General features: G+C 51.7%; 10 protein-coding genes. 3 read left to right on the forward strand and 7 right to left on the reverse strand.

Going from position 1 to position 9,878, the window contains the following annotated elements; translation table 11 throughout:
• On the reverse strand, positions 1–382 hold a 382-nt coding region (locus GV827_RS22500; protein ID WP_235930689.1), incomplete at its 3' end, for an oligosaccharide flippase family protein.
• 392 nt (positions 383–774) lie between these two features.
• Between GV827_RS22500 and GV827_RS24165 the strand changes: the two genes are divergently transcribed.
• Both GV827_RS24165 and GV827_RS23925 read left to right on the forward strand, forming a co-directional pair.
• Positions 775–1,533: a thermonuclease family protein gene (locus GV827_RS24165; RefSeq protein WP_204326053.1), complete on the forward strand. Its 759-nt coding sequence runs from the start codon at positions 775–777 to the stop codon at positions 1,531–1,533.
• Between the two features lie 324 nt (positions 1,534–1,857).
• Positions 1,858–1,986, forward strand: coding sequence for a hypothetical protein (locus GV827_RS23925; protein WP_268895785.1), 129 nt, complete (start codon positions 1,858–1,860; stop codon positions 1,984–1,986).
• Positions 1,987–2,165: 179 nt separating this feature from the next.
• On the opposite strand, the gene GV827_RS22510 is transcribed toward GV827_RS23925, so the two are convergent.
• The 3 genes from GV827_RS22510 to GV827_RS22520 all read right to left on the reverse strand — a co-directional run bounded on the left by GV827_RS22510 (position 2,166) and on the right by GV827_RS22520 (position 4,038).
• The gene (locus GV827_RS22510) at positions 2,166–2,576 is read right to left on the reverse strand and encodes a hypothetical protein (protein ID WP_164356458.1); all 411 of its coding nucleotides are present in this window, start codon (positions 2,574–2,576) and stop codon (positions 2,166–2,168) included.
• A 176-nt stretch (positions 2,577–2,752) separates the two neighbouring features.
• A complete protein-coding gene (locus tag GV827_RS22515) occupies positions 2,753–3,328 on the reverse strand; it encodes a hypothetical protein (protein ID WP_164356460.1) in 576 nt (191 codons plus the stop codon).
• Between the two features lie 314 nt (positions 3,329–3,642).
• The gene (locus GV827_RS22520; RefSeq protein ID WP_164356462.1) at positions 3,643–4,038 is read right to left on the reverse strand and encodes a VanZ family protein; all 396 of its coding nucleotides are present in this window, start codon (positions 4,036–4,038) and stop codon (positions 3,643–3,645) included.
• 276 nt (positions 4,039–4,314) lie between these two features.
• On the opposite strand from GV827_RS22520, the gene GV827_RS22525 reads away from it, so the two are divergent.
• Positions 4,315–5,229: a tyrosine-type recombinase/integrase gene (locus tag GV827_RS22525; protein WP_164356464.1), complete on the forward strand. Its 915-nt coding sequence runs from the start codon at positions 4,315–4,317 to the stop codon at positions 5,227–5,229.
• A gap of 1,262 nt (positions 5,230–6,491) precedes the next feature.
• Here the strand turns inward: GV827_RS22525 and GV827_RS22530 are convergent.
• From GV827_RS22530 to GV827_RS22540, 3 genes are all read right to left on the reverse strand, one after another.
• A complete protein-coding gene (locus tag GV827_RS22530; RefSeq protein WP_164356466.1) occupies positions 6,492–7,367 on the reverse strand; it encodes a hypothetical protein in 876 nt (291 codons plus the stop codon).
• Complete coding sequence (locus GV827_RS22535; protein ID WP_164356468.1) at positions 7,364–8,395, reverse strand: Gfo/Idh/MocA family protein; 1,032 nt, start codon at positions 8,393–8,395, stop codon at positions 7,364–7,366. The genes GV827_RS22530 and GV827_RS22535 overlap by 4 nt, the downstream gene beginning before the upstream one ends.
• Positions 8,396–8,492: 97 nt before the next feature.
• Positions 8,493–9,635, reverse strand: a complete 1,143-nt coding sequence (locus GV827_RS22540) for a DUF1972 domain-containing protein (protein ID WP_204326052.1) — start codon at positions 9,633–9,635, stop codon at positions 8,493–8,495.
• Positions 9,636–9,878: the final 243 nt, after the last annotated feature.

The raw sequence follows: 9,878 nt of genomic DNA on the forward strand, positions 1-9,878 counted from the left end.
GAGCCACAAGAAGGTGCCGCATCGCGGTTGCGACCCGCGTGGGCATCAGTCCGTTAATGGCCAGCTCGACCCCAGCATTCGGTGAAATAATGGCCAGCAGCAGTTCATTGAAGAAATCGGCGACCGGCAAAGCCAGGGCAATCGTCAGGCCCCAAAGCATCAGGCCGCGCCCCACTTGCAGGGTCCAGGCGGTATCCAAGTAGAGCGGGTCATCGCCCTTTTTGTTCTGCTGCACCCAGGGGCGGATGCCCATGTCAGAAAACATCGTCATGCCGACGATGAACACCGTGACAAGCGCCATCAGACCAAAGGCTTCAGGGAACAAAAGCCGGGTCAGTATGAGATTTGCCAGTAGCCGGATGCCCTGTGACGATAGCGCCATCAGCGCCGACCCCCTGGCCCCGGGCATCGAACACTTCGTCTACCGCAGCCTGGGTCACATGGCGATAACTTGACCGGCCTGTACCATCTCTACGAGCGTCTCCAAAAGGATCTGTGTAGACATCGTACGGTGGGCAAAGCTGGTCAGGAAGAACGCTTTAGACCTTGAAGCATCAACTCAAAATTTGGAAAGCTTAGTCTGGATAGCAAAAGAAGGTTGCTTCAATGCCGTTCAGCCAAGAAAAACTCGACAGTCTAAAAACCAGTATCAAGTCGATGCTGGCGTCTGGGGCACCTACTGATTGGGAACGAAAGTTCCTCGCGGACATGCTGGCAAAGCTGGAAAGGTACGGACGAAAGACAAATCTCAGCCAGAAGCAGTACCAAACCCTAATGGAACTAACAGGTTCTGCTGAGAACCAAGGTCCACCAGCCAAGGTTTTGAAGTTCCCCAAGTCTCGAAGGGCGAAGGCTGCCTACGAAGGGTATCGAAAACGAAAGTCATTCCTTCCTTGGCGAAGCTTCAGGCTGTTTGGGATAAGACTGCCTGTAGCGGCTTTCCTGATTGCCTTGCTAGTTGTGCTATTGGTGGCAGAAAGAAATAGGGTTGCGGGCTTCCTGACATCCTTCACCGGAAACTCACCTATAGTCCTTCGACCCGAAGCATCTGGAAACTGGCGGAGCCTCAACGAGGAGAACTCGACTGGCAGTTGGAGGACTTTGAATGAGGAAAACTCGACGAGTCCCAACGCAAGAAGCAGCACCGACAGCCTGAAATCGAGACACATCACTGTCGTCGATGGAGACACCATACGTGTGAGAGGGCAGTCAGCCAGTATCCGTCTTGTCGGGTTCAACACGCCTGAAACCTACAATCCAGTCTGTGAGGCTGGGCTAGCCTTAGGCAAACAGGCAACCGCACGACTTAAGGAGTTAATCCGAAATGCCTCATCAATTGAATTGGAGATTGTCCCTTGTGCCTGTCGGCCCGGAACTCAAGGTACGGAAGACTGCAACTATGGACGGCAGTGTGGGAAGCTGAGTGTTGACGGCAGAGATGTTGGCAGAACCCTCATCTCAGAGGGACTTGCTGCCCCCTTTCGTTGTGGGACCACCGCCTGCCCTCCAACCCCCCGGCCGTGGTGCAAATGACTTGGAAGACTCTGGCTTGTCGCATCCAGAACAAAGGCACGGAAAGAGGCCACAAGGTCGCGACCAGCGACGAACATCACAATCATCTGCTTAATCTGGTGTGCCTTTGGACGTCCTGAGCGAAACACGACGGGCGCTAACCGGTCGGCGGCAGATGGCATGTGACTGCACGGCGCCTTGGGGCAGATGATGGCCCCATCAAAATTATTGTCCATTCGTAGATAATTTTTCTGCCTGTGTGAACCAGCTCACAGACGCCCAAGGAATCACATGCCATAAAGTACAGACAAGGCCACAGACGGCCAAGAACCTAAGGACGAGACAATGCAGACCCTCAAGAAGTCTTTCTCACCCCGCACCGCTTCCAGGATTGCGCACACGATCATCGACATCGTCCTTGATAGCCTGCAAGACGGCGCCGTTATGCAGTCCAAGGTAAACCGGTACCACTGAACGAAAACCCGCCTCCCAGATAGGGCGGCGGGTCGCTCTTGTGACACGTCCAACTGACGTAGAAAATGCCCCCTTAACCACTTGAATTAATTATATTTTTGTAAGCACTCTTTCACTTGCACCTATAGAGTGCATTTGGCTTCGTTTCGGGGAATTAACATACTCCCGGCCTCCCTGCCCTACACCGCCGCAAGTGCACCGCTCACAGCCGCCGAGACAGCCAACCAGCGCGCCAGTGCTTTGCGCCGACGGGCCTCTGCCTCACGCCGATAGCGCCGCAGCGTTTTGAGACGGTAGCGTAACGCGGTCGTGCGGTCAGGATGGCCCTGGATAAGCACTCTGATCCCGGTCTTCATGTCCGGATCGAGTATTCGCTCATAAGCGAACTTCAGGGCATCGATATGCCATTCTTCATCCTTCATCTTGTTCACGATGTCTTTGATGGTGAGATATGCTCCATCCCCTGCCCGCTCATACATGCGGACAAGATGCGAGTTCTCTGTGTCGATGCACCGGGCACGCTGCGCTTCACACTCAGCCAAAAAAAGTGCGGCGCGCGCGACCTCGTCAGACGTCGCTGGGTCGGGCATCGCCTGGGGATCATTGCGTATGATGCGGTAGTAGCGGGTGATGTCGTCCCAGGGAGGAGGTGTTGTGAGCCCATGCTTGCGGGCGTTTGCAGCGGCTCTTGTTCGCCCGGGTCCTGTCCTAGGTCCGGTACTTTTCGTGGCATTCAACCTGTTAGCGCGCTTTTGTTTCTCCGTGGTCATGTCTCGACAAGCTGCGCCTCTTCGATCGGCTGCACCGGTGACGTATTGACACGGTCAAAATCCTCCCGAAGACGGCGACGGCGTATCTCAATCTCAGCAATGTGGCGCTCATGGGGTTCCAGATCACGCGCTAATTTCTGATACGCTTTTGCCATGATCTCCGCCGGCGAAGCTCCAACTTCCTCTAGTTCTGTTAACGCCGCCTGCTGCTTCGCAGTATCCGTACCGACAAGACCCACAGCCAATTCTCTAGCAGCCGTGTTAGGCCCAAAAGACATAAAGAGGTCACTGCTTTGTTGATCTAGAGCCACTGCCGCCTGATGACGAAATTCAGCTCTCAGCAAGGCGTCGCGTAGACGGCGATGACGCCTCAAGTCCCATTCCAGCTCTACCAGCTGATCAGCAAGAAGTTCGGCATAGGGCGACCTGGGCTTGAGCTCTGCGAGAAGGACTGCCTTCAACGCATCATAGTCGTCCTGACTTTCATCTGGCAGAACCGGGCGGGCGAAGATTTCGCGCAAGAGCTCTTGCGGGGTTTCTGTCTGGGCGGGCTTTGCAATCTTCTTTGACATCAGAGCGTCTCCGTTAGTGCGCCAAGCCACCCCTCTTAGCGTGGTATCCAGGCTGGGACCTCTGCCCTGCTCTTGTTGTTTGCGCCGACTTTACCCCAATATCTTGATTCTGCCCAAGGAAAAAGAACAGAATAGGAACCATTGAATCCAGGCACGCGCGTTTGGAGGGGGATAGCAGGTTTGAGAGCACCGCAGAATAGACGCGCGCGACGTGGGCGCTCTCGCTCATCTGACCATGCGCCTCGGGTGGACGCTCCAAGCCATGTGATCACTGAGGCTTCTCAAGAGCACACGACCCAACGTCTGAAATCAATTTAACGGCTCACGAATGACTGGATTTTGGCGCGGAGGAACAGCCCCAGAGCGACGCCAATCGCAAGTCCGACAAGGTCTGCGACGAAGTCTGCGGTCTCGGCGCTCCGACCAACGATTGGTTGGATGAGTTCAATAGCTGCACCGAACAAGGCGGCAATTGGCATCGTCCAGGTAAGTGCCCGCGCGTAGAGCACGGCACAGGGCAGCGCCAAGGCGGCAAAGGCAATGGCATGATACGCCTTGTCAGAAAGAATGCCGTCCACGTGTTGCTTTGGCGGCGACAAGGTCAGCCACGCAATGATGGCGGCAAGCAGTCCTGTTGCCAAGAGAGCGACAGAATGACGTAGGGCGGCATTGTCCTGCCACATTGCACGCATGCGTTCAGGATTGGTCACGGTTTCAAGGCACCTGAATGAATACGGATTCCGGGGCCAGCATCTGGTGTGCCGATGAACTCGATGCCGGCGCTTTCTAGTGCGGAAGTAATAGCCATTAGGTTCGCTCGTGTGCTTGCGGACACTCCGTCGGACGCTTCAATGCGTTTGATCGTACTAGTACTTACCCCGCTAATATTTGAAAGCTCATCGACGCTCAAACGAAGCGCTAAACGACCGAGCCGAATTTGAAGCCCAGTTATTGCCATTGGCACCAGATGATACTATATAGATCATATGAAACCAATTGAACCACTCCACTTCTATGCCGATTGGCGCCACCAATTCCAGCGCCTTGAAGGCGCTTACGCGCCTTCCACAATGCGCGCATATTACCGCGATGTGCAAGCCTATGAGGATTGGTGCGGGTCAACAAAAACAGTCCCCTTTCCAGCAACAACTGCTCAGGTCTGCCGCTTTCTGGAAGATCAGGGCAAAGAAAAAGCGCCGTCGACGGTGCAACGGCGCCTCTACGCAATCCGCAAGGTCCATAGGCTACTCGCCCTGCCCGACCCCACCTATGATGAAGATATCAACCTCACGTTCCGTCGAGTCCGCCGCAGAAGAACCACACGTCCCAGACAAGCGCGCGGTCTCAACTGGACCGAAGTTCAGCGCTTCATCCGGGTGCAACCCGATACGCCCTGGGGACTCCGCAACGCGGCAATGCTTTCCCTTGGTTACGAATTGCTGACCCGGCGCGCAGAACTTATCGCTCTCCGCGATGGCGATTTGACCTGGAGGGAAGATGGAACACTGCGCGTCCTCATTCGCCGGAGCAAAACCGACCAGGAAGGTAACGGCCGCATCGCCTTCACATCGACTCATACTACAGACCGTGTGAAGGAGTGGGTAAGCTGGCGCGGGGATGCCACAAGTTGGCTTTTCTGCCCAATCTACCAAGAGCAGGTTGTTGACCGTAGTCTCAGCACTACCAGCGTCAAGGCTCTGATCAAGACGGCCGCACTTAACGCGGGCTACCCACCAGAAGAGGTGCGATCCTTTAGTGGACACTCCTTACGTGTCGGTGCCGCTCAGGATCTCCTCAAGAAGGGTTTTGATACCTCCGCAATCATGAGGGCCGGTGGCTGGAAGTCCGTGAATACTCTTGCGCGATACCTCGAGTACGCAGAACACAATGTTTGGGTTTAACATTCATCAGGCACTGCAAAGGGAGAAGTTTGCACTACGCTTCATCACCTCCAAAAAGCTTGTCAGGTGCACGGGGTCAGATGGAAATGCTAGCAACGCCGTTCGTCCCTGCTCATGAAATATGGAAAGCGGGCTCCCGATCATGCACGCAGTTCAAGGAGCGGCGAGCGGTAATCAACACCTGATAACGATGGTTATTGGGAGTGCCTTTCAAGTCTCTGTGACATTAGGGGGTGGAGGTGGGAATGGCCGCCAAGGTGGGAGCCATAGCCGATAGCGAGCTATTGGATTTCAGCCCTTTGCCGATGAAAATAGTACTATCCGGCAAAACACAAACATCAGGGCAGCCATGTAGAGGACGGCGCCAGAAAGTTCTCAAAATTCATACATGATTAGAACTTTGCCGAGATCCTCCCTTCCAATGAGCTTCGAACAAATGAAGGTTTGCCCAATACAGTTGATCACTGAAGGCAAGGCGCCTACGACGATGATGCCAAGCATGACAGTCCTCGCTTCCGATCTGCGTACCGATTGCAACCAGTAAGACGCGCAAATTCAAAGGCGAGCAAAGCGGAGACAGCCCTCTCCCCCCAAAACCGGCCAACAGCCTAGACGAGAGGAAGGATAATTCTTGGTCTCGGTTAGAAACTACTGGCACAGCGGGCAGAACTTGTCTCTCTCCGGGACGGCGATTTGGCTCAGAGGAAAGACCGCACATTGCGTGTCCTTATTCGGCGAAGTAACGCGAACCATAAGGGAAACAGCCACATTGCCCTTATGTCCCCTGATACCGCCAGGAGAGGTTTCGATGCAGCCACGATTATGAGGGCCAGCAGCAGGAAGTCAGTGAATGTTCTTCACGCTACCTTGAGTATACAAAACACAGCTCTTAGACTTGATTAATTCATTTTTTACCACTCTACCAACCGTTCCGAGGACCCAAATGGCAATTAGAAAGTGAAATCACTTGCCAAAAACTGAGCGATCGGTCGAGACATTTCAATTTCAAAATTCTTCGTCATGCAATCTCGACAGGCCTCGAGTTCTGCAATCTGGCTTAGCCTATCTGACTGGTTTGGTTTGATGGATAGTCCATCAACGGTCTGATTTACAGAGAGATGATTGATGAATTCAGGGCAAGCGGCCAACTGCCCAAAGCGATATATTGCCGCCTAGTGTTGTATCATTTCTAAAGAAATTTCCGCGCAGGTCAAACCTACGATCATCCAATAAGACACCAAGAAATCTGATTCTTTGGATCTTCATTCAGCCCCGCTCAGAATAGCTCGTGTATTGGATTTGATGTGGCGGGCACTTGAGGAACCGAACAAGATTGCGTCAACTCCTCCTACATCTCCAACCTTCGAAATTACGTAATTGAGGCTACTCTGGCCATTCGAATTGCCAGATGCGAACACTGACATCGCGATGTTATGGCTACGCCGTGTTGCAAACGAAGCCTCGACTTCCGCTTTCGACGGATTGGTGCGGAAACCTGCCACGTTGAAATTCGCGCAGATCCAGGGCAGTTCTAGCCCGATCTTGTCACATAATACAGAAACCGCCCTAGGGTGGTTCATCGTTATGAACCCCGGCAAGGCAGCGAAACGACGGGTAACTATGTCGGCAAAGGCCTCTAGTTCCCGATACGCCTCGACTGCCATCAGCATGTCAAAAGCCGCATTCTGTAAAAACACACCGCGCACTGGGAGGCCCTTGCACATAAGCGCTTCGATTTCGACGAGCACCCGTACGAGCCCAGCCGGCCGGCCGGCAAGTAGCGCGATACCTCCTGAAATGGCCCGAAAAGGATTGATCTGCATTGCGGTAGAGGTAAGCATTCGTGGCATACTCTGGGTCGAAAGGCGACTCCAATATTTGTGAGCGTAAGGAATGCATGGCGTATACTGCATTCCAGGGAATAAGTTCGATCGACGGATCTCCTCAAACACCAAATCATAGCGATCATGGGTAGTGAACATGAAATCCCGAACCCCAGCCCCATACGCAACGGCGATTATCTCGAGGACGGAATCCGGATTCCTAAACCGCTCGAAAGACTTAGCAGCCTTCAACTGGTCGGAGTGGTTGACCCCAAGAAACTGGTTGTCTCCAAGGATGGCTCGGCTGTAGCTCATTTCAGACCTGCCTTTCGGGCAATTTCATCTATCAAGCGATCCACTGCATATCCATCCTCGAGTTTAGGTGTAACGTCCCTGGGCAAGTTAGAGTCCACATGAACAGACGTGCCGAGGCATGTGCCAAGAAAATCTTCCAATTCGAGGGAAAATTCCTCCCCTCGAAGGTAGTATCCAACATTCGGCGGCCGCGATGGTTGATCCAGTTCACACCGTGAAGCCATATTTAAATCGGCGCCGTTTGGCGAGATGATCTCTAACGCAGAATTATCGACCCGCACAGTTGCGGAATCAAATATTATCTCGAATTGAATCGTCGACTTGCGCTTGGTGGCATCACACCAGTCAATTTCCAAAGCTCCCGCAACCCCACTTAAATGGTGCCACTCCAGTTCGATCCAGTCATCGGCGTCAACACAATGGACATGTCCCTTTGCAGCTTTCGATACGCTGTCTATCTCGCCAAAAATAAACCGAGTGAGGTCGATTATATGTGGGCCATATTCATTGAGACAACCACCTCCACGCACGAAATCTCCCTGCCAACTGCTTCGTTTCGGAGGCTTCGAGATCACGTTGCCGCTCATCGAGGCTCGATACGACTTGACAGCGCCTAATTGGCCGTCCGCAATCAGAGACCGCACCTTCTGAAAGCTTGGCACATATCTCATCACAAAGCCAACCTGGGCAGGAACACCTTTCTCGGCTGCCGACTTGCACAAAATTTGACTACGCTCCGCATCTAAGGTGAGCGGCTTCTCAACGAAAAAGGGGATATTGTTGGAAATCGCCCACTCGATCAATGCCGCGTGCGAAGCAGTCGGGGTAGCTATAATTACTCCCTTGGGCTTGCCAGCTTTTCTCAATGCTTTCTGTACGTTTGAGAAACTGCGATAGCCGAAATATGATAATAACAGGCGGACGGAGCGTTTCGGCTCAACCAATACGACCATAGATTTGCCCAAATAAGGTGTGATGAGGGCAAGATGCGAAATCCCCATCTTTCCTCCACCGATAATCCAAAACATTGAAACTTGCCTCCTCTACCTAATTAACCTGACCAACAGATCAAAACCCAAGCCTGCTTAAATCTTTTCGATATATCTACTTTGAAGCAGCCTAGACCTATTCCAAAAGAACTCCTAAGTAATCTTCATAAATCTGATCCCAACGATATCTACGTTCAGCTATTTCTTTCAAATTCATAGCTACCTTCGTACGATCCTCAGACGTTAAATTGTTAATGATCGATTCTAATTCGGATGAGTCCTTGAAGAATAGCGCAGCATTCTCAGTTGTGTGACGATTGAAGTTAACGTCAAATGCGACAATTGGTAATTCGGCGTGCATGGCCTCAACGAGAGTTGGGTTGGTGCCACCGGCGCTATGCCCGTGAATATAAACGCGGGAAAAACTTCTGAGAGTATTAATCTCTACGGGATCATAAACTGGACCAATAAGACGAATATTACTATATCTCTGAAATCTTTCCAGGATTTCCCTTCCAAAAGTAGAGGACGACCAGTTTGAAATAAATAGGAGATCCTTGGGTACCCTAGAATAGGCATCAAGGATCATTTCGATATTATTGTCAGGTTGCGCCCTAGCTAAAGCAAAATCATACTCAAAAGGCGAAATATTATATTTTTCTAGTATAGAGATTTTCTTGGGGATATCTGAAAATTGATCTCCCCCATAGGGAATTACGCCAGGGTCCACTCCATATGATTTTTTAACATATTCCGCCAACCCCTGATTGTCGACAACGAGTTTATCCGAAAACTTGACCGCTGCGTATTCACCCAACTTCAAATATTTCTTTGCAATCCATCCCCATTTGCTGCGCTTCCACTCCATTCCGGCCATATTCACTACTACCTTAGAGGTTGGCCACAGAATGCGTATTAAAGGTAGGAAAGCGGTTGCTGAAGTCCCAAGCAGCAGTATCGTTCCACCCTGGCGAGCTGCTCTGACCATTCCTATAAGATCGTATAGTATAGATTGGAATCCATTTGCAGAAAATCCAATGCGCTCAATCACAATATCAGGCAGATAGTTTCTAGACTTGGAAAAATGCTTTTCGCAGAAAACGGTTGTTGGAATATTGTCTCTTGAAAAGCGCTCTACCAAGTTTTCAGCTAAAGCTTCAAACCCCCCGTAGTTGTTAGGAACGCCAACAATCCCTACTATGAATATCATAATGGTACACCTATTGAGTTTGAGCTCGACGCAGTTGAGCTTGTCCTGAGGTTCATCATATTTGCTCAAGTTAGAGTATCTGAGAACTCCGAAGTGAGCCTCGCAATACTTAAGCTGGTACATCTAATTGCTAATGCTCTATGAATACTTGTTAGACATGGCAAGTAAGAGTAGCAACTGTATCTGGCTTTGTTGCACAAATGGCGTGAGGGGATTCATGTTGTGAATCCAGTGTGATAGCTGGAGGTCATGAGCAGCTGGGCACCGACAAGATACAAGACCACGAACTGGTCGGCTTACAATAGCGCGCTG

The sequence above is a fragment of the Sulfitobacter sediminilitoris genome (assembly GCF_010667575.1).
Taxonomy (GTDB): Bacteria; Pseudomonadota; Alphaproteobacteria; order Rhodobacterales; family Rhodobacteraceae; genus Sulfitobacter; species Sulfitobacter sediminilitoris.